Annotated in this window: 21 protein-coding genes; 12 read left to right on the top strand and 9 right to left on the bottom strand. The window is 49.5% G+C overall.

Translation table 11 applies throughout. The features are described 5' to 3' along the window. The first annotated feature begins 1 nt into the window (after nucleotide 1). From OXN82_RS05780 to larE, 4 genes are read left to right on the top strand one after another with little or no spacing between them, the layout of a single operon-like run. Complete coding sequence (locus tag OXN82_RS05780; RefSeq protein WP_321210983.1) at nucleotides 2-577, top strand: site-2 protease family protein; 576 nt, start codon at nucleotides 2-4, stop codon at nucleotides 575-577. Nucleotides 578-586: 9 nt separating this feature from the next. Then, complete coding sequence (locus tag OXN82_RS05785; RefSeq protein WP_321210984.1) at nucleotides 587-1,774, top strand: YcaO-related McrA-glycine thioamidation protein; 1,188 nt, start codon at nucleotides 587-589, stop codon at nucleotides 1,772-1,774. A 59-nt stretch (nucleotides 1,775-1,833) separates the two neighbouring features. Beyond that, a complete protein-coding gene (locus OXN82_RS05790) occupies nucleotides 1,834-2,514 on the top strand; it encodes a TfuA-related McrA-glycine thioamidation protein (RefSeq protein WP_321210985.1) in 681 nt (226 codons plus the stop codon). Next, nucleotides 2,489-3,589: an ATP-dependent sacrificial sulfur transferase LarE gene (gene larE, locus OXN82_RS05795; RefSeq protein ID WP_321210986.1), complete on the top strand. Its 1,101-nt coding sequence runs from the start codon at nucleotides 2,489-2,491 to the stop codon at nucleotides 3,587-3,589. The genes OXN82_RS05790 and larE overlap by 26 nt, the downstream gene beginning before the upstream one ends. 121 nt (nucleotides 3,590-3,710) lie before the next feature. Here larE and OXN82_RS05800 read toward each other — a convergent pair whose 3' ends face one another. The 8 genes from OXN82_RS05800 to rimI form a co-directional block, all read right to left on the bottom strand. After that, complete coding sequence (locus tag OXN82_RS05800; RefSeq protein WP_321210987.1) at nucleotides 3,711-4,127, bottom strand: hypothetical protein; 417 nt, start codon at nucleotides 4,125-4,127, stop codon at nucleotides 3,711-3,713. Further along, nucleotides 4,120-4,965, bottom strand: a complete 846-nt coding sequence (locus tag OXN82_RS05805; protein WP_321210988.1) for a CBS domain-containing protein — start codon at nucleotides 4,963-4,965, stop codon at nucleotides 4,120-4,122. The genes OXN82_RS05800 and OXN82_RS05805 overlap by 8 nt, the downstream gene beginning before the upstream one ends. A 39-nt stretch (nucleotides 4,966-5,004) precedes the next feature. Beyond that, complete coding sequence (locus OXN82_RS05810) at nucleotides 5,005-5,436, bottom strand: universal stress protein (RefSeq protein WP_013296175.1); 432 nt, start codon at nucleotides 5,434-5,436, stop codon at nucleotides 5,005-5,007. Nucleotides 5,437-5,440: 4 nt separating this feature from the next. Continuing rightward, the gene (locus OXN82_RS05815) at nucleotides 5,441-6,589 is read right to left on the bottom strand and encodes an amidohydrolase family protein (protein ID WP_321210989.1); all 1,149 of its coding nucleotides are present in this window, start codon (nucleotides 6,587-6,589) and stop codon (nucleotides 5,441-5,443) included. A gap of 120 nt (nucleotides 6,590-6,709) precedes the next feature. Beyond that, entirely contained in the window at nucleotides 6,710-8,038 is a 1,329-nt protein-coding gene (locus OXN82_RS05820) for a PKD domain-containing protein (RefSeq protein ID WP_321210990.1), read from the bottom strand. 67 nt (nucleotides 8,039-8,105) lie between these two features. Next, nucleotides 8,106-11,285, bottom strand: a complete 3,180-nt coding sequence (gene carB, locus OXN82_RS05825; protein ID WP_321210991.1) for a carbamoyl-phosphate synthase large subunit — start codon at nucleotides 11,283-11,285, stop codon at nucleotides 8,106-8,108. A 23-nt stretch (nucleotides 11,286-11,308) separates the two neighbouring features. Further along, complete coding sequence (gene carA, locus OXN82_RS05830) at nucleotides 11,309-12,391, bottom strand: glutamine-hydrolyzing carbamoyl-phosphate synthase small subunit (RefSeq protein WP_321210992.1); 1,083 nt, start codon at nucleotides 12,389-12,391, stop codon at nucleotides 11,309-11,311. Nucleotides 12,392-12,431: 40 nt separating this feature from the next. After that, complete coding sequence (gene rimI / locus OXN82_RS05835) at nucleotides 12,432-12,899, bottom strand: ribosomal protein S18-alanine N-acetyltransferase (protein ID WP_013296180.1); 468 nt, start codon at nucleotides 12,897-12,899, stop codon at nucleotides 12,432-12,434. Between the two features lie 18 nt (nucleotides 12,900-12,917). Between rimI and OXN82_RS05840 the strand changes: the two genes are divergently transcribed. From OXN82_RS05840 to cobK, 3 genes are all read left to right on the top strand, one after another. Continuing rightward, the gene (locus OXN82_RS05840; RefSeq protein WP_321210993.1) at nucleotides 12,918-13,304 is read left to right on the top strand and encodes a UPF0146 family protein; all 387 of its coding nucleotides are present in this window, start codon (nucleotides 12,918-12,920) and stop codon (nucleotides 13,302-13,304) included. Between the two features lie 206 nt (nucleotides 13,305-13,510). Further along, entirely contained in the window at nucleotides 13,511-16,009 is a 2,499-nt protein-coding gene (locus tag OXN82_RS05845; protein WP_321210994.1) for a calcium-transporting P-type ATPase, PMR1-type, read from the top strand. 3 nt (nucleotides 16,010-16,012) lie between these two features. Beyond that, nucleotides 16,013-16,810 (top strand): precorrin-6A reductase, encoded by a 798-nt coding sequence (gene cobK, locus OXN82_RS05850; RefSeq protein ID WP_321210995.1) that lies wholly within the window; start codon nucleotides 16,013-16,015, stop codon nucleotides 16,808-16,810. Between the two features lie 74 nt (nucleotides 16,811-16,884). Here cobK and glp read toward each other — a convergent pair whose 3' ends face one another. Beyond that, complete coding sequence (gene glp / locus OXN82_RS05855; RefSeq protein WP_321210996.1) at nucleotides 16,885-18,111, bottom strand: gephyrin-like molybdotransferase Glp; 1,227 nt, start codon at nucleotides 18,109-18,111, stop codon at nucleotides 16,885-16,887. A 140-nt stretch (nucleotides 18,112-18,251) separates the two neighbouring features. Here glp and eif1A point away from each other — a divergent pair, with 140 nt between their 5' ends. From eif1A to OXN82_RS05880, 5 genes are all read left to right on the top strand, one after another. Next, nucleotides 18,252-18,551 (top strand): translation initiation factor eIF-1A, encoded by a 300-nt coding sequence (gene eif1A / locus OXN82_RS05860; RefSeq protein ID WP_013296185.1) that lies wholly within the window; start codon nucleotides 18,252-18,254, stop codon nucleotides 18,549-18,551. Nucleotides 18,552-18,575: 24 nt separating this feature from the next. Further along, nucleotides 18,576-19,427, top strand: a complete 852-nt coding sequence (locus OXN82_RS05865) for a serine protein kinase RIO (protein WP_321210997.1) — start codon at nucleotides 18,576-18,578, stop codon at nucleotides 19,425-19,427. Between the two features lie 190 nt (nucleotides 19,428-19,617). Continuing rightward, nucleotides 19,618-20,184, top strand: a complete 567-nt coding sequence (locus tag OXN82_RS05870) for a KH domain-containing protein (protein WP_321210998.1) — start codon at nucleotides 19,618-19,620, stop codon at nucleotides 20,182-20,184. Between the two features lie 189 nt (nucleotides 20,185-20,373). Continuing rightward, a complete protein-coding gene (top6B, locus tag OXN82_RS05875; RefSeq protein ID WP_321210999.1) occupies nucleotides 20,374-21,948 on the top strand; it encodes a DNA topoisomerase VI subunit B in 1,575 nt (524 codons plus the stop codon). Next, complete coding sequence (locus OXN82_RS05880) at nucleotides 21,941-23,002, top strand: DNA topoisomerase IV subunit A (RefSeq protein WP_321211000.1); 1,062 nt, start codon at nucleotides 21,941-21,943, stop codon at nucleotides 23,000-23,002. The genes top6B and OXN82_RS05880 overlap by 8 nt, the downstream gene beginning before the upstream one ends. Nucleotides 23,003-23,213: the final 211 nt, after the last annotated feature.

Consider the following 23,213-nt stretch of genomic DNA (forward strand, 5'->3'; position numbering starts at 1 on the left):
CATGGTCAGATTCAGTAAGGGAGAGGTAAGGGATATCCTGATCTCAATGGTTGTTATCGCCGGAGTATTTGCCTATGTATTCTCAGGTAGAAACCTGCAGGTAGCACTGATTCTGCTTCCGGCAACCCTCGTTACTGTGGGACTTGGATTTGTCCTCCATGAAATCGCCCATAAGTTAATAGCAATAAGGTATGGATTCTGGGCCGAATACAGGCTGTGGCTCGAGGGCCTCATACTGGCGCTTGTAACCTCCTACTTTGGATTCGTATTCGCAGCCCCAGGGGCCGTTTACATTCATGGAAACTACATTGACAGGGACGTTAACGGGAAGATATCCATTGCAGGACCCCTCACCAACATAATGCTGGCTCTAATATTCCTCATGGCATCATCTGTACTTCCATCACCACTTCGCGATGTTGCTGTACTTGGATACGCCGTTAACAGCTTCCTTGCCCTCTTTAACCTCATACCCATCGCCGTACTTGATGGTGCCAAGGTCTTCAGATGGAACCCCCTCATATGGCTCATTGCAGCCGCATCTGCATTCGCACTCACATTCAGCAGCATGTTCTAAGTGATCGAGATGTTCCGGGATATTCCTGTTAAGTATGTTGGATGCACCCACCGGGCCATGAAGCCCTCAGAAACACTCAGGGCGTTCAGGGAAAAACTCAGGGCCATAGGTGTCACAAGGATAACCGAGATAACGCACCTCGACCGTATAGGCATACCTGTATTCTCAGCCATAAGGCCGACAGCGGAGGAGGGTGCTGTTAGCATATACGCAGGTAAGGGCGCCACCAGGAAACAGGCAAGGGCCTCTGCAATGATGGAGGCCTTTGAAAGGTACTCTGCCGAGAGAAGTCCCCTGGACGAAACACTGATGGCCCATCCATCTGAGATGGATAAACGCCTGGACCCTGAAGCACTTATTCTTCCACAAAACGCTGATACAGACTCTGAAGTTGAGTGGATAATTGCAGAGGATATAAAAAGCCAGAACAAGATTCATGTGCCTGCAAATGCGGTTTTTCACCCTTACAATCCCCCCGAGGGCTGTGTGAGTCTCTTCAGGTCCAACACCAATGGCCTTGCATCCGGGAACGTCCTGGAGGAGGCCATATTCCACGGCCTCATGGAGGTGATAGAGAGGGACGCCTGGAGCCTCTTTGAGGCGAGAAGGGGTCCCCGAATAGAAATTGATTGTTCGGGGACAGATAACAGGATAATAACGTGTCTCCTTGAAAGGTTCCAGAGGGCGGGGGTTGAGATAACACTGGTGGATCTCACCGCTGACACCGGCGTTGCAACGGTTGCTGCAGTTGCCGATGATGTTGTGCTCAGGGACCCTGCTCTACTCACCATGGGCGTGGGGACCCACCTTGACCCTGAAATTGCAGTTATAAGGGCCCTCACAGAGGTTGCCCAGAGCCGGGCCACCCAGATACACGGCACCAGGGAGGACACCGTAAGGGCGGAGTTCATGAGGAGGGCCGGCTATGAGAGGATGAAGAGGCTGAACAGGCACTGGTTCTCTGAGCCCGATGATACCATTGCACTTGAGGATATGGAGGACCTCTCAACAAGGTCATTCCAGAGGGACCTTGAGATTACCCTGGGTAAACTGGAGAGGGCGGGCCTGAAGCAGACACTCTATGTGGATCTAACCCGTGATGTTGGTGTTCCCGTTGTAAGGGTCATTGTACCGGGACTTGAGGTTTTCTCTGTTGACCCTGAAAGGGTGGGGGGGCGCATAAGGCCCTCCAGGTGAAAATATCATAGGTCACACAGATGAAATGATTAAGTGACCCTACGCACTAGATAATCCATATGCACAGCAGAAAGATCATAATATTTACAGGGCCATCACTTTCCCACAGTGAGGCATCAGATATCCTCAGGGCAGATTACAGACCCCCTGTGAGGCGGGGTGACGTCCATGACGCTCTCCCTGAGAAACCAGACATAATAGGGATAATTGACGGTGTATTCCATCAGAGTCCAGCAGTGGGGCACCGTGAAATCATTGAGGCCCTCAGGATGGGTGTTACCGTTGTTGGGGGTGCCAGTATGGGGGCACTAAGGGCTTCTGAACTCCATGACCTGGGGATGGTGGGAGTCGGCCGTATATTCAGGGCCTACCTAAACGGTGAGCTGGAATCTGATGATGACGTTGCAGTTGCCTTCAACCCTGAAACCCTTGAGGCCCTCTCTGATTCCCTTGTGAGCATTCATTTTAACTTTAAAAGGGCCCTTGAAAGGGGCATCATAGGTGAAGATTACTTCAGAGAACTCATGAAAATCGCTAAGGATCTATTTTATCCCCTCAGGACCTACAGAAGGATTCTGCATGATGCAGAGATACCCGAAAACAAAAAGGCATCCCTCATGTCATTCCTTGAATCTGAAGGTAGGGATATAAAAAGGGAGGATGCAATTGAGGTTATAAAATACATTAAGGGGCTGGTAAGCTCTGATCAGGATCATGGATGTGAAACTCATGGATCTTGAATCAAAGATAAAAAGGGTGAAGGATGCCCTTAAGGGCCGAAGGGTTGCTGTTGGATTCTCAGGTGGGGCTGATAGCACAGCACTGCTTGATATTGCAGGGGATTCTGCTGATGCGGTTGCTGCATTCACAGTTGACACAGGTGTTATGCCCCGTGGCTTCATAGAAAATGCCTCATCAATTGCCAGATCCCTTGGGGTGGAGCACTTTATAATAAACAGGCCGCTCCTTGAAAACCAGGAGTTTGTGAGTAACACCCCAGAGAGGTGCCTTGTATGCAAGAACATCATATACAGTTCAATACTCCATGAGGCCAGAAAGAGGGGTTTTGAGGCGGTCCTTGATGGCACAACCGCAAGTGACATGTTTGAGGACCGTCCTGGCACCCTGGTTAACCATTTGCTGGGTATAGAGACCCCTCTACTCGATGCGGGGATTACACGGAGTGACGTCCTTGAATATCTCAAAAAAAGGAACCTTGAATACTCAGAGAATACCACATGCCTTGCAACAAGGATAAAGGATCAGGATATAACGCCTGAACGGATAAACAGGGTCTCATATGCTGAAACCCTCGTCAGGGGGCTCTACGGTGAGGGTACCGTGAGGGTCAGGCATGAGGGGGACTCTGCAATAATAGAGGTTGATGAACCTGAGAGGCTCCTCAATGCAGCAAATCTGAGGCATATAGAGAATGAGTTGAGGGCCGTCGGGTTTAAGAGGGTGCTCCTGGACCTCACAGGCTACAGGAAGGGTGAGGATGACATTGTATTCTACAGGCCCTGCAGGGATGCTGAATCAAGGATAATGTTCGAGGTTAAGCTGCCCTACCACATCAGTGTAAAAGAAACATGTGAAAAACTGGAGGAGAGGAATCCCCGATGCTCAGAGAAGATGGGTGTTGTCATGGTTGAGGTGGGTGATAGTAACGTGACCATCTTCAGGAACGGGAAGATAGTGGCAAGAAGGGTGAGGGACAGGGAAGATGCTGAGGAGGTGCTCCTTGAGGTGCTGCCACACATCATAAGGGAGCATGAGGACATGCAGACACAGAACCACTCCCAATCAGGAACATAGTGGGCCAGTGATAAGTCATCCAATATCCTGTGAATATAAGGCCGCTGACCTGATGAGAAACACGATTGTCCAGTCACAGCTAATGTGGGGCCTCAGATTATGGTTGCATTGGATTGTCCTGTCACAGGACCCTCTGAACATTCTCATTAACCCTCCTTCTGAAGGAGGTGATCTTCTGAAGGAGGCCCCTTGAATCATCACCCTTTAAAACAAGTCCGGAGGGTGTGCTGAACTCAATCCCATCGGCACTTATCCCATTGAAAATTATCTCAACCTCACTGGAGTCATCAGGGAGGTCATTTGTCCTCACGGTGTAATCAAGCAGTAGCTCATCATGGGGGAGTACCTCAGAGATGGACCTCTTCAGTGCCATCTCAAGTACATCCAGCAGTGTCTCAATAACCGGCAGGTCATACCACCAGCAGTAGCCGAGTAGCATCTTGATCTCTATATCCCTTATTGAGACCTCACCATGGTTCTTAGCCGCCGCCCTCAGAAGGCCCTTTGAGGCCTTCAGTGTTATCCTCTGGTCACTCATTTGAATCAATCAGAGCATTTATAAGGTCATTGGCCCTTGCAAGCCCGGTGAGGTTTCCCTCATAGTCTATGATGGGTATCTGTTCAATGTTCCTCCTCTTCATCTTCCTTGCGCAGGAGGTGACCGTGGTTGAGGTGGTTGCGGTGACTATATCTGTGGTCGCAACATCCCGGACCTCCTTATCAGGGAATTTGAGCTGGTTTTTTATAACGTAGAGCACATTTTTGCTGTCCCAGGACCACCTGTCCCCCTCTGTACCCACAGATGTATTATGAACGGTACTTTCAGAAACAACCTCGCTCTCATTTATGAAGTCGGTCTCTGTGAGGACCCCTGAGAGTTCACCGCTGTTGTTGAGGGCCAGGAGGACCTTCAGCCCAAAGTACCTCATTATCTCAAATGCCACACTGAGGGGTGTTCTATCCCATGTTGTGGGGATGTTCCTTGTCATGTAATTCTCCACGGGTTCATCGATTTCCATCTCTGCAATTGCACCTGCAACCAGGTCATAGCTTGTCACTATACCCACAAGCCTGTCCTGGTCCACAACAGGGACCCTCCGGATGTTCCTCTCAAGCATCCTCTCTGCAGCCACCCTGACGTCATCGTCTGGGGCGACTGTGACAGGATTCCTCGTCATTATCAGCGCTATCTGCTCCTCATCCGGATTCTCAACAAGGTCTGATCTTGTTATTATCCCCACAAGTTCCTCTGTCCCCTTCTTAACTACTGGAAGCCCTGATACATTCTCCTTTCTCATGAGTTCAAGGGCTGTTGACCTGTTTCCTGGAACAGTTACATAGTGTATTTTCTCTGACATTATCTCCTTTACAAGCATGACCAACACCAGAAGCGAGTCGGTTAAAAAAAATGGTTTTCAGTGAACAACAAGGACCGGGCAGCCTGCTGACCTTACCACCTTTTCTGCCACGCTGCCCAGCAGGAATCTGTCAAGGCCGTGTTTGCCTGAGGTTCCCATGACCACGAGATCCACGCCCTCCTTCTCCACTGTCCTTAGTATGGCCTCTGCAGGTGAACCCTCATCGGTCCTGAGTGTCAGTTTAACACCTGCCCCTGATTCCTCAACAAGCTTCTTAACGGCTTCAAGGGACCTTGATGCCTCCTCCTCGAGCATTTCCCTCAGCCTTATTATAAGGTCGTCTGCCGGGAGACCCACGAGGGATGATGTCTCCATAACTGTTAAAGCAATTATCTCGGCTCCACTTTCCCTGGCAATCCATATAGCATGTTCAGCTGCCTTGTTGGCATGTTTTGAGCCGTCGGTTGGGAGCAGGATTTTACTGTACATAGCCTCACCTCTTAACTAGTTTACCTTTTATTATTAAATATATTATATTTTTCGATTCAGTACGGTTTATGATGGAGAGGTAGGGGTCAGCGGATAGTTTCTCGGTGATCATGAGGTCCGCGGGAAATCCTTCCTCAATAACACCCCCACCTGTTATCCCCAATGAGTTAACGGTTGCCATCCTCAGCACCTCAAGTGGTGGGAAGTACTCAGCTGTGGATCCCCTTGTAACCTTCAGGGTGTACTCCATCTCCCTGAGGAGGTCCGGCGAGTTGAACATGACGTTGTCTGTGCCAAGAAGGAGATTTATGCCCATCTCATGCATCCTCTTAACTGGGGGTATGCCTGCTGAGAGCGCCCCGTTGGATCTGGGGCAGAGCACAACCGAGGCCCCTCTTTCCCTTACAGTTTCAAGGTCATCCTTGACTGGATTTGTGAGGTGCACCAGAAGCTTAAATCCGGCATCCACAGCCCTTTCAACCTCACTCCTGCCTGTCTCTTCAAGTGACCTCCTCTGGGATTCGGGGTGCTCTGCAACGTGAATCGATGCAATCTTACCCATCCTTTCACATTCATCAACGATTATGCGGGCTGCCTCATCAGTTATCTCTCCCATGCCACTTGGTGCAAACCCATCGGATAACTCAAGGATCCTCCTCACAGCTCGCCTGATCTCAGCATTTGATGCTTCAGGGTCAAAAACCGCAGGGTCCCTCCCGAGTATCATTCCCCTCAGTGGGAGATCAGCCATTGCTTCAGTGAGGAGTTCAACACCCTTAACACCACCCTCCCTGTAGTCAATGAATGATCCTGTGCCATGTGCCATCATGTCAGCCATCACATCCTTCATGGCTGCCTTGAGTTTCCAGTGTGGTGATGATTCAAGTATCCTGTGTTTCAGGCCATTTGGAGGTCTCACTATATCCTCAAGTGGCCTCCCATCACCAACGTCCATTGCAACTGAATCTCCAAGGTGCACGTGGGAGTTCACAAGGGCAGGTGCAACTATTAGGTCTGATGCATCAATCCTGTTGCTTCCCGGGATCCTATCAGGGGTTATCTCGGCTATGATGCCATCCTCAATGAGGAGGTTTGTCCTCTCAGGTCTCAGACTTGCACCACGGAGGACAGTCCCGTTTTCAACAACAAGCATATTTGAGTATTGGTTCTTGCCATATTTTATTCTTTGTGAGTTCAGGAGGAGAATAAAAAAATGAAGTTTAAATTCAGACATCTACTGTGAGTTCATGAAGAAATAATTAAAAATAATTTTTCAGAATTTCCTGATGTTGTTTGTTTCTGATTTCTCAGAGACCTTGCCGTAGTAGTCTGTCTTAACCGTGCCCCGTGAGTATTTGTAGTATGTCTTTAGTGTGACCGTCGCGCCAGGGTTAAGTGTGCCTGTGTACACCTGTTTATAGTTCCTTGTTGAGTAGCTGCCATACCACACCCTTGTGTAGAAGTTTCTGGCTGCAGCTGTCCCCTGATTCTTAACGTATATGTAGAGTGTGCTTCCAGATTTTCTTGTTCCCGTTACCACAAGGTCGGGTTTTGGGTTTCCAACCGTGATTGTCTTCTTCTTAACTGAGATTAATCCATTGCTATCCGTTGCTGTCAGTGAAACTGTGTAGTAGCCCTCCCTTGCATAGGTGTGGGTGACCTCTTCACATGCTGCTGTTGAGCCGTCGCCGAAGTTCCACTTGAGTGTTAATGTGTCGTTATCAGGGTCATATGCTGTTGACCTGAAGGTGAATGTTCGAAGTGATGTTGAACCGCTGTAGGTGTATGTGAAGTCCACCACTGGTTTGCTTCCTGTGAAGTTGGGTTTGACCTTGTTTCTGTACCACTCCTCTGCGGCGGCATCATCATACGGTGTTGTATTGCTGGCCCCTGGGAAGGTGCCATTCCAGTCCCCCACAAAGGTCGCATATCCATGGTCGTTGCGCCAGATGGTTGTGCCATTGTAAACTGTGCTCTTATTTATAACCTCAAAGTTCTGCTGGTTGGCATCATAGAAGTTCCTGGAGCCGTTCAGGAAGTCGTATATTATCTCTGCACCATCCCATGCTGTGGCATAGTAGTTGGCGCCTGAACCTGTGAACATCCTTGAGAAGTGGTAGATGGTCTCTATGGGGTTTTTAACCTCATAATCCTCAACCCAGCCAGTTGAGAAGCATGCGTGGAGTAATATTACAGGTATTCCTTCCTTGAAGGGTAGGTAAAATGTCTGTCCATTGACCTGCACCATGTCACCCGCACCCCATATGTAGCCGTCACTTGCAACCAGTGAGAATGGGGGGCTGGCATAACCCCCACGGCAGTCGTAGTTTCCTGACATGTATCCGCCATGCCCCGCGTATATCACAGCATCTGCACCGTACATGCCCTTGAGTATGTTCTTAACGGTTGCATTTCCCTTGTAGAGTTCAACTACCTGGTAACCCCTGTTCTTGAGGGTTGTTGCAACCTTCTTTGCCTCCTCATACATGCAGCTGCTATCTGAGAGGCTGTCTGCAACTATGAGTATGTGGGCCTCTGATAGGGGTAATGCAGTGAGTGATAATATTATAAATGCAGCGAGCATGAGTTTTCCATATCTCATGTTCTTCACCGCCACATTCTATAATATCACAATAGTTTAAAATTTAAAAGAAAATTGGTGCCATGTATCACATCCCATGGTATTCGTCAAGGGACTTCACAGTTATCCTCCCAAGTCGAACAGCCTCAATGGCATTGAGGGCCGCCCTTGCCCCGGCGAGTGTCGTAACGTAGGGTATTCCAAGTTCTACTGCCATTCTCCTTATTAGATAGCCATCGTCGGCTGACTGCTTCCCTGATGGTGTGTTGATTATGAGACCAACTTCACCATTGAGTATGGAGTCCCTTATGTTTGGTGACCCCTGGCTCACCTTCCTCACGACCTCTATATCGGCTATGTCACTGACCGCCCTTGCTGTCCCACGGGTTGCCATGATCCTGAAGCCCAGGTCACTGGCCTTTTTAACGATGTCGGCTATCTTGTCCTTATCCTGGTCCCTGACGCTTATGAATACCTTGCCCTCTGTGAGGAGGTCCATGCTGGCAGATAGCTGGGACTTGTAGTAGGCTATCCCAAAGTTCTCATCGATACCCATTGCCTCGCCGGTGGATTTCATCTCAGGGCCAAGCACAGAGTCTGCCCCTGGCAGTTTTATGAATGGGAACACTGACTCCTTCACCGCCACATGTTCTATCTCCTTCTCCTCTGTTAGTCCAAGGTCCCTGAGCTTTGCCCCCATCATCAGCCTTGCAGCAATCTTGGCGAGTGGAACACCGGTGGCCTTGCTGACGAACGGAACGGTACGGCTGGCCCGGGGGTTCGCCTCGAGTATGTAAACTGCCGGGTCAGAGTCGGGTTTCACCGCGTACTGGATGTTTATTAAGCCCACAACATCAAGTTCAAGGGCCAGTTTCCTTGTGTACTCCTTTATGGTTTCAATTATCTCCTGTGGGATGCTCTGGGGTGGTATCACACATGCCGAGTCCCCTGAGTGGACCCCTGCCTCCTCTATGTGCTCCATTATCCCCCCAATGTATACGTCGGTTCCATCAGAGAGTGCGTCCACGTCAACCTCTATTGCATCCTCAAGGAACTTATCCACCAGGATGGGATGTTCGGGGGATACCCTCACAGCCTCCTTCATGTACTCCTCAAGTTCCCTCTCATCGTAGACTATCTCCATTGCCCTTCCACCGAGGACATATGATGGCCGTACAAGTACAGGGTAGCCTATGCGTTCAGCCACCTCCCTTGCATCCTCAAAGGACTTGGCGATTCCGTAGGGTGCCTGTGGTATCCCCAGCCTATCCAGGACACGGGTGAACCTTTCACGGTCCTCAACCCTGTCTATGCTCTCATGTGGTGTTCCCAGTATCCTGACACCCTCCTCTGCCAGGGGTACGGCAAGGTTTATGGATGTCTGGCCCCCAAACTGTACCACGACGCCCTCAGGTTTCTCCTTATCTATCACGGCAAGGACGTCCTCCAGTGTGAGGGGTTCAAAGTAGAGCTTATCAGATATGTCGTAATCTGTACTCACGGTTTCAGGGTTGTTGTTGACCATTATGGTCTCATAACCATCCTCAGTGAGGGCCATTGCCGCATGTACACAGCAGTAATCGAATTCTATACCCTGACCTATCCTTATTGGACCTGAACCTATGATGAGGACCTTCTTCCTGTCTGAGACCTCAACCTCATCCTCAAGGTCATAGCAGCCATAGTAGTAGGGTGTTTTCGCCTCAAATTCGGCTGCGCAAGTATCAACCATCTTGTAGACAGGTTTTATATTATTCTTGAGCCTTAGGGACCTTATTTCTGATTCTGCAAGCCCTGTTATTGATGCCAGCCTTGAATCTGAAAACCCCATCCTCTTTGCCTTGAGGAGGACCCTGGGATCCCTCAGGGATTCTCTGTTGAGGGATGACTCAAAGTTCACTATGTTCAAGATCTTCTCCAGGAAAAAAGGGTCTATCCTCGTAAGTTCATGTATCTCCTCTATACCCATACCTTCCTTAAGGGCTGTGTAGATCTGGAACAGCCTGAGATCAGTGGGGTTCTCAAGGTCCTTCCTTGTGTAGGGTATCTCCATGAAGCCATCAGCGCCTATATCAAGGGATCTTATGGCCTTGTTAAGGGACTCCTCAAGGGTTCTTCCTATGGCCATGACCTCCCCTGTGGATTTCATCTGAACCCCTATCTCCCGGCTTATACCCCTGAACTTATCAAAGGGCCACCTTGGAATCTTTGTCACAATGTAGTCGATGGATGGTTCAAAGGATGCCGGTGTCTCCTTTGTTATGTCATTCTCTATCTCATCGAGGGTCATGCCCACGGCAATCTTAGCGGCGATCTTGGCTATGGGGTAACCTGTGGCCTTTGATGCCAGTGCACTGCTCCTGCTCACCCTCGGGTTCACCTCTATGACCTTGTACTCCCCGGTCTCCGGGTGGACAGCGAACTGTATGTTACAGCCCCCCTCAATCTTGAGGGCCCTTATGATCTTTATTGCCGCGTCCCTCAGTCTCTGGTTGTCCTCGTCACTGAGGGTCTGGGCCGGTGCAACCACCACGCTCTCCCCGGTGTGTATGCCCATGGGGTCGATGTTCTCCATGTTACAGACGATTATACAGGTGTCGTTGCGGTCCCTCATGACCTCATACTCGAATTCCTTCCAGCCCATGACAGACTGGTCTATGAGGACCTGGTTGATGAAACTCATCTCAAGGCCCCTTGTGGCTATCTCAATGAGTTCATCACGGTTGTGGGCCACCCCCCCGCCTGTACCCCCAAGGGTGAACGCGGGCCTCACTATAACAGGATAACCTATCTCTTCAACAGCTTCAAGGGCCTCTTCAACTGAATTTACCGCTCTTGCTGCGGGCACTGGCTCGTTGAGTTTCTTCATGAAACTGTCAAAGAGGTCACGGTCCTCAACGTTTCTTATGGTCTCAATGGAGGACCCTATAACCCTCACACCCTCAAGGGCACCCATCTCTGCAAGGCCTGTTGCAACGTTGAGGCCTGTCTGTCCCCCCATGGTTGGGAGTACTGCGTCGGGTTTCTCCTTTTCGATTATCTTTGCAACTATCTCAGGTGTGAGGGGCTCCACATAGACCCTGTCAGCCATTTCCATGTCGGTCTGGATGGTAGCAGGGTTTGAGTTCACAAGTACAGTCTCAATCCCCTCCTCCCTCAGTGATTTGCATGCCTGAGAACCTGAATAATCAAATTCAGCAGCCTGCCCTATCTGTATAGGGCCGGATCCTATGATAAGTACCTTGTTGATGCTTTCATCCCGCGGCATTTTATCCCCATCTTCCTCTTATACTAGTACTCTTTCATAACACTTACAAGACGATCAAAGATGTTCATGGTATCATGTGGTCCTGGTCCTGCCTCAGGGTGGTACTGGACACTGAAAACCGGGAGTTCCCTGTGCTCTATTGCCTCAGGTGTCCCGTCGTTGAGGTTCAGCTGTGTGATCTCAATATCCGTCCCCCTTACTGAGTCCGGGTCGATGGTGAACCCGTGGTTCTGGGATGTTATTGAGACCGTGCCTGTCCTGAGGTCCTTCACCGGCTGGTTTATACCTCTGTGCCCGAATTTCATCTTGTATATGCTGGCCCCGAATGCAAGGCCGATTATCTGCTGTCCAAGACATATCCCGAATATGGGCAGCTGTTCTGATAGTGTTCTGACCGTGCTTATGGCCTTCTTCACCCTTGTGGGGTCACCAGGTCCGCTTGATATTAGGAGTGCGTCAGGGTCATATTCCATTATTTCCTCTGGCTCCATTCTGTAGGGCACAACAGCAACACCAACATCCCTTTCAAGGAGGGCTTTTATGCTGTTTCTCTTGATTCCGCAGTCAACTATAACAACCCTCCTCTCTGCGTCCTCATTCATGGTGACCGGTTCGGTAACACATACCTTGTCCACAAGGTCAATCTCGGTTATATCTGGCTGATTCACTGCCAGTTCAAGGAGTTCATCATCATCAATCTCCTCTGTTGCAAGGGCACCCTTCATGGTACCCCTCTCCCTTATCTTTATTGTGAGAGCCCTTGTATCAACACCCGCTATGCCAGGGATTTCATATTCCTCAAGGAACTCTGAGAGTGTCTTTTCTGATAGCTGATGTGAGGGTTTCTGGCATTCCTCCCTCACTATCAGGCCCTCGGCCTTTATCCCATCTGACTGGTACCATTTCTCAGATATTCCATAGTTGCCCTGCAGGGGGTAGGTTGGCATGAGTATCTGGCCCTTGTAGGAGGGGTCGGTGAGCGACTCAACATAACCCGTCATCCCAGTTGCAAATACAACTTCTCCCGTCTTCACTGTTTCAAATCCAAATGCCTCTCCTTTTATTATTGTACCGTCTTCCAAGGCTAATTTTGCTTCCCTAAACATTTCACCACCGTGATCATGACTTCTGACTGATTAGATTAATTTAATATTCATGACCATAAGGAGAATCCCCTCCAGAGTGGAGATCCATCCTCATCACCACAGCGTCCTCTCCATCCTCATAGTAGTTTGCTATAACCTTCTCCTCACTGAAGCCAAGGGCCCTGTAGAAATTTATGGCCCCTCTATTCTTTGCCCTTACCTCCAGTTTAATATTTTTAATATGAAATTTTTCAAATATACCTATGGCTGTCCTCACAAGTTCCGCCCCGACACCCTGGCGGCGGTAATCTTTATCAACTGCAAGTGAGATAATATGACCTTCATCCTCAAACCGGATCCAGAATATTATGAATCCAACGACCCTACCATCCTCCTGGGCCACGAGGAAACCTGCTCCAAGGTTGTAGATGTCCCTCAGGAGGTGTGCCGGGTAGGGATCAGCAAATGATTCCCTCTCAATCTTCAGGACCGTTTTGAGGTCCTGTGGTCTGAATTCCCTTACTATCATCTCTATCTCCGTGGTACAATGTGGAAAGATCTTGCACTTTACATAATCAGGAGCTCGCAGCCATCCGACCGTGTTGTTGAGGTTGGTGCCGGTAGATTCCTGTATGTTTCAGATTATATCATGAAACATTCAAAAGTTGATTTGGTTCTAACAGATATTAAACCTTCCCGTGGAGACATAATTTATGATGACATCACATCACCGGACATGGATATCTACAGGGATGCCGTCACCATATACTCCATAAGACCCCCATCTGAACTCCACAACCCCCTTATGATGGTAGCGGACGCAGCCGGTGCCCGGCTGATAATAAAACCACTCACTGGGGAAAATATCGCCACAGAAAAACCTATGAAACTTGTAAATTACAGAAAAAGCTTTTTCTACGAGTACAGTCCATAAACCATCTGATTTTTTATGATGTCCTCAAAAGCGGCTTACCTGAGATGATATATGATTCATAGGTGATCCCACCACAATCACACCACTTCATTAATAATATATACTTTATAAACTGGATAATGAATGTCACTGGGTAATCCAATTCAAAAAATATCATGATCCTAGATCTCAAGAAAATTACCAAAATAAATTGAAAAGTGTTAAAAATGAAATGGGCCACGATGAGTGTAAAGGAAGTCTTGAAGGAACTTAAAACGTCAGAAAATGGTTTAAATTCAGATGAAGCAGCCAGAAGACTTGAAACTTATGGTAAAAACGAACTGGTTGAGGAGAAAAAGGCAGGTCCCCTCAGAATGTTCCTTGCCCAGTTCATGGATATACTCATCATACTACTCATACTTGCGGCTGTGGCATCCTACTTTGTGGGTGATGTGCTCGATTCTGCAGTCATACTCTTCGTGGTGGTTGTGAATGCCACAGTTGGCTTCATACAGGAATACAGGGCCGAAAAAGCAATGGAGAAACTCAAGGGCCTGGTATCAACTGAGGCCACGGTTATAAGGGATGGTATGACCCAGAAAATACCCGCCTCTGAGCTCACAATAGGAGATATTGTAATCATAGAGGAGGGAGACAATGTACCTGCAGACATCAGACTCATAGAAGCCTATGACCTCCGCATAGACGAATCCACCCTCACAGGAGAATCCATACCCGTCCAGAAGACACATGAAGACCCTGAGGATGAAAGGGATGTTATCGCATTCATGGACTCTGACGTTGTATCAGGTCGCGGTAAGGGTGCCGTAATAGCGGTGGGTATGGATACATCAATAGGCAGGATAGCCGAGATGATACAGGAGGATGAGGGTAAGACACCTCTGCAGGAGAAGATAGCCTCCCTTGGAAAAAACCTCGGGCTCATAGCGGTGGTTGTATGTGCCATGGTATTCGCCATACAGTTCCTCCGCGGACTTCCACTGGTTGACACCTTCATGACCGCTGTTTCACTTGCAGTTGCCTCCGTACCTGAGGGCCTTCCCGCCATACTGACACTGACCCTTGCACTGGGTATGCAGAGGATGGCCAGGAGCAATGCCATTGTAAGGAGGCTCCTTGCAGTTGAAACCCTTGGTTCATGTTCGGTGATCTGCACCGACAAGACGGGTACACTCACCCATAACCGGATGACCGTGAGGGAATCAGAGCTCACCTCACCGGAGATGGCACTCCTTGTATCAGCACTCTGCAACAACGCCACAATCTCAGATGATAGGGTCATAGGGGACCCAACCGATGCAGCCATGCTGAGCTTTGCGGATGAAAATGGATACAGCAGAAAGGAGCTTGAGGAGAAATACCCCCGTCTCATGGAGATACCCCTTGACAGTAAAAGGAAGAGGATGACCACCATAAACCAGCTGGCTGACGGGCGATACCTCCTCATCAAGGGGGCCCCTGAGATAATACTCGGCAGATGCAGTTACGTGGATTATAACGGCTCCCTGAGGGCCATGGATGATGATGAACTGGCTAAATGGATGTCCAGGCTCAACGATATGACATCAAGGGCCCTCCGTGTCCTGGCCCTTGCATACCGGAAACTGCCTGATGGCGATGAGGAGGAGAGGGACCTTGTGTTCGCTGGCCTCGTCGGTATGATGGACCCTCCACGAAAGGAGGCTGCCGAGGCCATAGAGACCTGCAGGAAGGCGGGTATAAAGGTTGTTATGATCACAGGCGACCACAGGGACACTGCGGTTGCCATAGCACGCGAACTGGGGCTCATGGATGATGGTCTGGCCCTCACAGGAAGGGAACTCGATGATCTCTCTGATGATGAATTCGAGGAGATGGCGGAGGACGTGAGGGTCTATGCCCGTGTCTTCCCTGAACAGAAGGTCAGAATAGTTGAGGCCCTCCAGAGGAGGGGCCACGTGGTTGCCATGACAGGTGATGGTGTCAACGACGCCCCCGCCCTCAAGAAGGCCGCTATAGGTGTTGCCATGGGCAGCGGGACGGACGTTGCAAGGGAATCCTCTGACATGGTGCTCCAGGATGATAACTTCGCAACGATAGTTAAGGCGGTGAGGGAGGGGCGGACCATCTTCGATAACATAAGGCGCTTCGTTAAGTTCCAGCTTTCAACAAACGTCGGGGCCATCCTCACAATCGTATCGGCATCACTCATCAACCTTCCTGTGCCATTCAACCCGATACAGATACTCTGGATAAACATAATAATGGACGGTCCCCCTGCACAGTCCCTGGGTGTTGAGCCCCCTGAATCCGATATAATGCTCAGAAAACCGGAGAGGGAGGATATAATGCCAAGGCGGAACCTGCTGCGTATAGTAATTGCAGGTGCTGTCATGGCGGCGGGGACGCTGGGGCTCTACATGTACATGCTCTCCTCAGGGAACGGTGTTGAGCGGGCGATGACAGTTGCATTCACGGTCTTTGTGATGTTCCAGATATTCAACGTATTCAACTGCAAGTCAAGGACCGGATTTTCCAACAGGACTCTCCTTGTTGCTGTTGCAGCCTCTCTCCTGCTGCAGATCCTTGTGGTCTACCTTGCACCCCTTGAGGGTGTGTTCAGGACCGTCCCCCTCACGGTTACAGACTGGATCCTCATAATCGCAGTGGCTTCCCTCATACTGATTGCGGAGGCCATCATGAGGCTTGCTGACGGGCGGGAATGACCTATGAATGTTATTGTGATGGCAGGGACCAGGGATGCCCGGAGAATCATAGAAAAACTCTCAAGGGATCCTCGAATTGATATAACAGCCACAGCAACCACCGAATACGGTGCTGAGCTTGCTGAAAGTTCAGGGGCATTAAGAACAGTCAGAGGGCCCCTTGACAGGTCCGGGTTGAGCGGACTGATAGATGAAATCGGTGCTGAACTCCTCATAGACGCCACCCACCCCTTCGCGGCAGGGGCCACTGAAAATGCACTCCTGGCATGCCATGACACCGGAATAACCTACCTGAGGTTCGAAAGACCACTGCTGGATGTTGAGGGGGTCATAAGGGTTGACTCATTCAGGGAGGCCGGGGAGGTGGCCTCATCACTCCTCAGGGAGGGTGAGGTGGCGATGCACCTTGCAGGGGTCTCAACACTACCTGAGGTTCTTGAGTCACTGGATCCAGAGAGGGTTGCCGTCCGGGTCCTGCCACAGACCTCATCAATTGAGGCATGCCACAGGCTCGGGGTGCCCCCCGAACAGATCATCGCAATGCAGGGCACATTCTCCCCAGAGATGAACAGGGTGCTCATGAAGGAATACCGTGCAGGTGCGGTTATCACCAAGGACAGTGGTGAGACAGGGGGTCTCCGTGAGAAGGTTGCCGCTGCATCAGAGCTTGGAATACCCATCATCCTCGTTGAGAGGCCAAGGGTTGACCTGAAAGGCGAGACGGTATTCCATGACATTAATGAACTTGTGGAATATGTCACAGAGATCCTGAATAAAAAAGAAACTGATAACTGCCTTTAAATCCTAAAGAATAAGCGCTAAAAGGATAATAAAAAATAAGCTAATAAATACTTTTAAATCTTTAAAGAATAAGTTCAGCGGTTTTCAAAGAGGACAACCTCAACCTCCTCTCCCTCATTGAGTATCTCAACGTTCTTTGGCACCTCAATGTATCCATCGGCCCCTGCAAGGGCTGCTATTGCACCGGAATCCCTGAATATTGGCCTTGCATACTGGCCATCAACCCTCACAAGTGCATACTGGACCCTGCCCCTTGATGAGTGGAATCTCTCGGCAAGTTTAAGTGTCTTCACAGAACCCTCAGGGGCTTTTATTCCCGAGAGTTCCCTGAGGAATGGTTCTACAAGTGACCTGAAAACCAGAAGGGCTGCAACCGGGAAACCAGGAAGCCCAACCACCATCTTACCGTCAACCACTCCCACTATGGTGGGCTTACCCGGTTTCATGGAGATGCCATGAATGACCACCTCACCAAGATCCTCAAGCACATCCGCCAGGACATCACCCGCCCCCGCAGAGGTGCCACCTGAGGTTATAACGAGGTCCGCTTTACCCAGCCCCTCAATGAGGGCACTTCTGAGTTCATCGTAATCATCCCTCACTATACCCCCACCGCTGACACTGCAGCCGGCATCCCTGAGGGCCGCCGATATTCCCAGAGAATTTGAATCAAATATCTTTGCAGGCTCAAGTCTCCCCGAGGGCTCAATGAGCTCATTACCCGTTGATATGACATGTACCCATGGTTTCGATACAACCCTCACTGAGGTGACCCCTGCAGCTGAAAGCGCCGCGATCTTGTCGGGTGAGAGCACCTTTCCGCCCCCCACAAGTACACTCCCCGCCCTAATATCAGATCCCGTCGCCGCGATATGCTGCGATGGGTATGCAGGCCTCTGGATGTAGACTTCCCCACCAATAACCTCAGTGTACTCAACCATGACAACTGCATCGGCACCCTCAGGTACAGGCGCCCCCGTACTTATCCTGATGCATGAACCGCTTTCAACCCTCCTTGATGGTAAAGAACCTGCCTCAACCGTCTCGATACACCTGAGCCTCACAGGTTTCTCATCGCTTGCCCCGAAGGTATCTGAGGCCACCACCGCATACCCATCCCTGGATGCCCTGTCAAATGGTGGCAGGTCGATGGGGCTTTCAACATCCTCTGCAAGTACCCTCCCAAGTGCATCATCAATATTAACGGTTTCGGAACCTCTACTGTAAAGTTCCCTGAAGAGATCTGCCATTATCCCCCTTGCATCGTCCAGATCGATTATATCAAGAAATTCGACTCCCATTGGATCACCATGAAAAGCAGTCTAAGCAATTTATTTATATCTGCACCGGTAATAAATTATACTGTCTATTTCTTTGATTGCTGAATGTGTAATCGCATTAGAATCAAAGTTAATCAACGAAAAAAAGAGGAGGAGAGTATTTGAGTAGAGGACATCAGACACAGGAAGTTAGGCGTGTGAGGACGCCCAGGAAGGGCGAGATACCTGGAGTTGTTGAGCAGATAATGGGGCACGGGAAGCTCAAGGTGAGGTGTGCCGATGGCCATATAAGGCTCGGCAGGATCCCTGGCAAGATGAAGAAGAGAATATGGATCCGTGAGGGTGACGTTGTACTTGTGAAGCCATGGGAGTTCCAGAGCGAGGAGAAGGCCGATATAGTGTGGAGGTACACCCGTACAGAGTCCAACTGGCTTGAGAGGAAGGGCTACCTCAAACTCTGATTGTCCCGAGAGAAGTTGATTTTAATGGATCCTGAAGAAACAGGGCAGGCCCCTGAACTCAGGGCACTTAAATCAGGGGCTGTGGATAGGGTGGACTCTGATCTTGGACGGATGGAGGCCGCCAAGAGGTTGAAGGGTGTTGAGGACCGTCGGGTGGGAAGTGAGGTCTTTGATGAGCTTACCCTCAAAACACTCTACAAGCTCGCCAACTCAGGTTACCTTGCGGTGCTCAATGGCGCTGTGAGCACAGGTAAAGAGGCGAATGTCTTCAAGGGCATAACAGATAAAGACGAATTTGTTGCTGTCAAGATCTACCGTGTCGCCACATCTGACTTCAGGAAGATGCAGTACTACATACAGGGGGACCCGAGATTCAGGGTGAGGACAACCAACAGACGCCAGCTTGTCCAGGCCTGGGTTAACAAGGAGTTCAGGAACCTGAAAAGGGCCCTGGAAGCGGGTGTCCGTGTGCCAGAACCCGTGGTTGCAAGGGACAACATCCTCATAATGGAGTTCATCGGGGATGATGGTGAACCGGCCCCCACCATGAGGGAGGTTCCACCTGATGACCCTGAGAGGGCCCTTGAGTTGATAGTTGAGTACATGCACCGCCTCTACACTGGTGCAAGGCTTGTGCATGGGGATCTGTCGTTCTTCAACATACTGAACCATTCAGGAGAACCAGTTATAATTGATGTATCCCAGGCAATGCTCCTTGACCACCCACTGGCCATGGAACTTCTTGAAAGGGATATAAAGAATGTGGTCCGTGACTTTAAAAGGCTGGGGGTCAGTGTAAGTGAGGATGAGATAAGGAAAAAAATTAAAAAAGAACCGGAGCCCCCTGCAAAAATCAACACCCCGGAAAAGAATTAAAGAACCACGGAAAACCACAACCTGACAGAAAGAATTAAAAAAGAAAACCGTGAAACATTACCTGGAACCTGAAGAGAAGGATCCATCCCCCGATAACAGAGCATAAATGGAAACTCCACTGGATACTTTACAGAAAGTTATTGTAGGTTTTATAAACGTTTATCCTTATTTATTCATTGAGGTGAATCAGATGCCCACCGAGGAATATCTCAAAATACCCCGAGAAAGGGTTGGAGTTCTGATAGGTAAGAATGGTGAGGTCAAGGCACAGATTGAACGTCTAACGCAGACAGACCTTGAAATTGACAGCGAAACCGGTGCAGTTACACTCATACCCCATGATGAACTCGACGACCCCCTGTCACCATGGAAGGCAAGGAACATAGTTAGGGCCATAGGACGTGGCTTCAGCCCTGAGGTTGCCCTCCGGCTCCTGGATGATGATGTTGCCCTTGACATCATCAAGATAACCGACTATGTCGGTAAATCCAAAAAGGCCATAGCAAGGCAGAAGGGTCGTGTAATAGGTAGGGGTGGTATAACCAGACGCATAATCCATGATATGACAGGTGTGGATATATCGGTCTATGGAAAAACCGTTGCACTGATAGGTGAATTTGAAAAACTCTCTGTTGCAAGGGAAGCCGTTGAAATGATACTTAATGGCGCCAGACACAAGTCTGTGTACGCATTTCTTGAAAAGAAGAAACAGGAAATGAAAATGAAGGAGTTTCAGGAAGGCGTTAAATTCATGTAAACTCCACCATAAACCTGTTTTTTGTGAGGGCAAATTTCAATTATTTCACATGTATCGCCCGAACTATGCTTTCTGTAATAGTTACATCTAGGGGTATAAGTTTATATGCTATAAGTTACACATATCTGTATATGAGCATGGTATCCCATGTGTATTATCCTGTGAAAAATTATTTAAGGAGGCGAACTTTTGGCTAGGCAAGCTTTGGATCTCTTTGACGAAGGATTCCAGGAACTCACCCCCTCAGAATTCTTCAGGAAAAACAAGCAGATGCTGGGTTTTACAGGAAAAATAAGGTCACTGACGATAGTTTTTCATGAACTCATAACAAACAGTTTTGACGCCGCAGAGGAGGCAGGTATACTCCCTGAGATCAAAATAGATCTCAAGAGAATTGGTAAGGACCACTACATCCTAAGACACCAGGACAACGGCCCCGGGATACCTGAAAAGTACATTCCAAAGGTATTCTGTACCATGTTCGCCGGGTCCAAATTCAGGAACATCCAGTCCAGGGGGCAGCAGGGACTTGGATGCAGTGGTTGCGTGCTATTATCCCAGATGACCACAGGTAAGCCCATAAAGGTCATATCAGGGACCAGGGAAAACGGCGAACTCAAGGGGGTCAAAATGACCCTCAAGATGGACGTTAAGAAGAACCAGGGCCTCATACTCGAAAAGGAGGAGGTGGAGGTTGAGGACACAGGGGTCTGCATAGAACTCCACTTCAAGGACGTCTCCTACTCACTATCAGAGCAGGGGGCCTACGAGTACATAAGGAGGACAATGATAGCTAACCCCCATGCAAAGATAATATTCAATGACCCCACAGGGAACCGCTACGTCTTCAACAGGGCATCAGACGTCATCCCGCCAATGCCAAAGGAGGTCCTCCCGCACCCATGGGGTGTCACAGCCGATGACCTCATATTCATGGCAAAGCACACAGACAAGAGACGCTTCAGAAGCATGCTTACAAGCAACCTCTCAAGGATGTCCTCCAAGAAGATAAAGGAACTCGAGGAACTCACAGGAATAGACCTCAACAAGCGCCCCAAGGACATGAAGTGGGAGGAGGCCGAGAAGATAGTTGAGGCCTTCAAGAAGATGAAGTTCATGTCACCACCAACCTCAGGCCTCATACCCATCGGGGAGGAGCAGATTGAGAAGGGTATGAGGGAGATACTCCAGCCAGAGTTCACCGCCACCGTGACAAGGAAACCCAAAACCTACCGTGGGGGTATAGCCTTTGTGGTTGAGGCCGGTATAGCCTACGGCGGAAACTCCGGTAGAATGGTTGGTGACCAGAGGAAGGCCGAGATAATGAGGTTCGCCAACAGGGTCCCCCTCACCTTTGACGCCGGTAGCTGCGCAATAACCGAGGGTGTTAAGAGCCTTGACTGGAGGCGCTACGGCATAAGGGACCTTGAAAATACGCCGCTCACCATATTCGTGAATATCGTATCAACCAACGTCCCGTACCTCTCAACAGGTAAGCAGAGCGTGGCACCTGAACCTGAAATACTCCATGAGATCAGGCAGGCCACCATGATAGCTGCAAGGAAACTCTACAAGTACCTCAGGAAGAAGAAGGCCGCCAAGGAGGAGGCTGAGAGGGCCAAGGTATTTGAAACATACGTTCCGGTGATCATAAAGCAGGCGGCTCTCCTGGCAGAGAGGGAGGCACCTGATTACAGGGAACTCCTGGACACAGTTACAAGAAGGGCAAAACTTGAAATTCTGGGGGAATCACTAGATGAATAGAAGGGAAATAGCCATTAACAAACTTAAAAGTCTTGGGGATGTCATACTCGACGATGTGAGCCGGGGGAGGATCCCCAGGATAAAGGTCCCATCAAGGGGTACATCCAACATAATCTATGATGAAGAGAAGAGGCACTACATCCTGGGTGACCGCTACGGTACACGTTCAATGGGTAATGTGAAGCAGATAAAGAAGATAGGTCAGATGCTATACACCGCAAACTTCTGCAAGGACCTTGTGGCGAGGGAGAAAACCGCCACCCTCAGGGAGCTCTACTACATCTCAGAGGGATGGGAGGTGGACTTTGCAGACCAGCAGGAATCCAACATCGTTGGAGAGGACCTTGAGGTTACCCTGGGAATGACCAGGGAGGAGCTGGGCCTCATGCCAGAGGAGGACGGCGCATCTGTCTACGGTGCCCTGACGGTCCGTGAGGGTGACATAGAGATAAACGCCCTCAGATCTGGCAAATCAGGTTACAACATATCACCCACCATAGATGAGGTTGAATTCGTGGATCACGATGTTGAACGTGTCATTGCGGTAGAGACAATGGGTATGTTCCACCGTCTCGTGCAGGAGAAGGCCTACAAGAAGTTCGACGCCCTCATCGTTGGGCTTAAGGGTCAGGCCGCAAGGGCAACCAGGAGGTTCATAAAGAGGGTCAACGAGGAACTGGACCTTCCAGTGTACATCTGTAACGACGGAGACCCATGGGGATTCCACATCGCCATGGTCATAATCTCAGGGAGTGCGAAGCTCGCCCATGTGAACCACCAGCTTGCAACCCCGGATGCAAAGTTCCTGGGGGTTACGGCAAGTGACATAATAAACTATGACCTCCCCACAGATCCCCTCAAGGACATCGATGTGGTGAGGCTCAAGGAACTCCTGAACGATCCAAGGTACAGGGATGAGTTCTGGAAGACCGAAATAAAGAAGATGCTGAAGATCGGTAAGAAGGCAGAACAGCAGTCCTTCTCTAAGTATGGTCTTGAGTACGTGGTTGACACGTATCTTCCAGAGAAACTTGAAGCCGTGGAGAACCAGTAAAACTGTTCTCCATAACTTTTGTTTTTATTTATTTTTCTTATAGAATAACAGAATTCCTCATGTCTTAAACTCAACTGGTTTTATGTTTATCAACAAGTCACTCAGTCAGAGATAACTATAAACCTAAAGTCCCAGCTCAACCAGAGATAACTATATAAAATAATCAATGAGAAATTAATATCAGATTACACCTTTAAACTTAAGAGGTTCC

Source organism: Methanothermobacter sp. DP (genome assembly GCF_026692625.1).
GTDB lineage: Archaea > Methanobacteriota > Methanobacteria > Methanobacteriales > Methanothermobacteraceae > Methanothermobacter > Methanothermobacter marburgensis.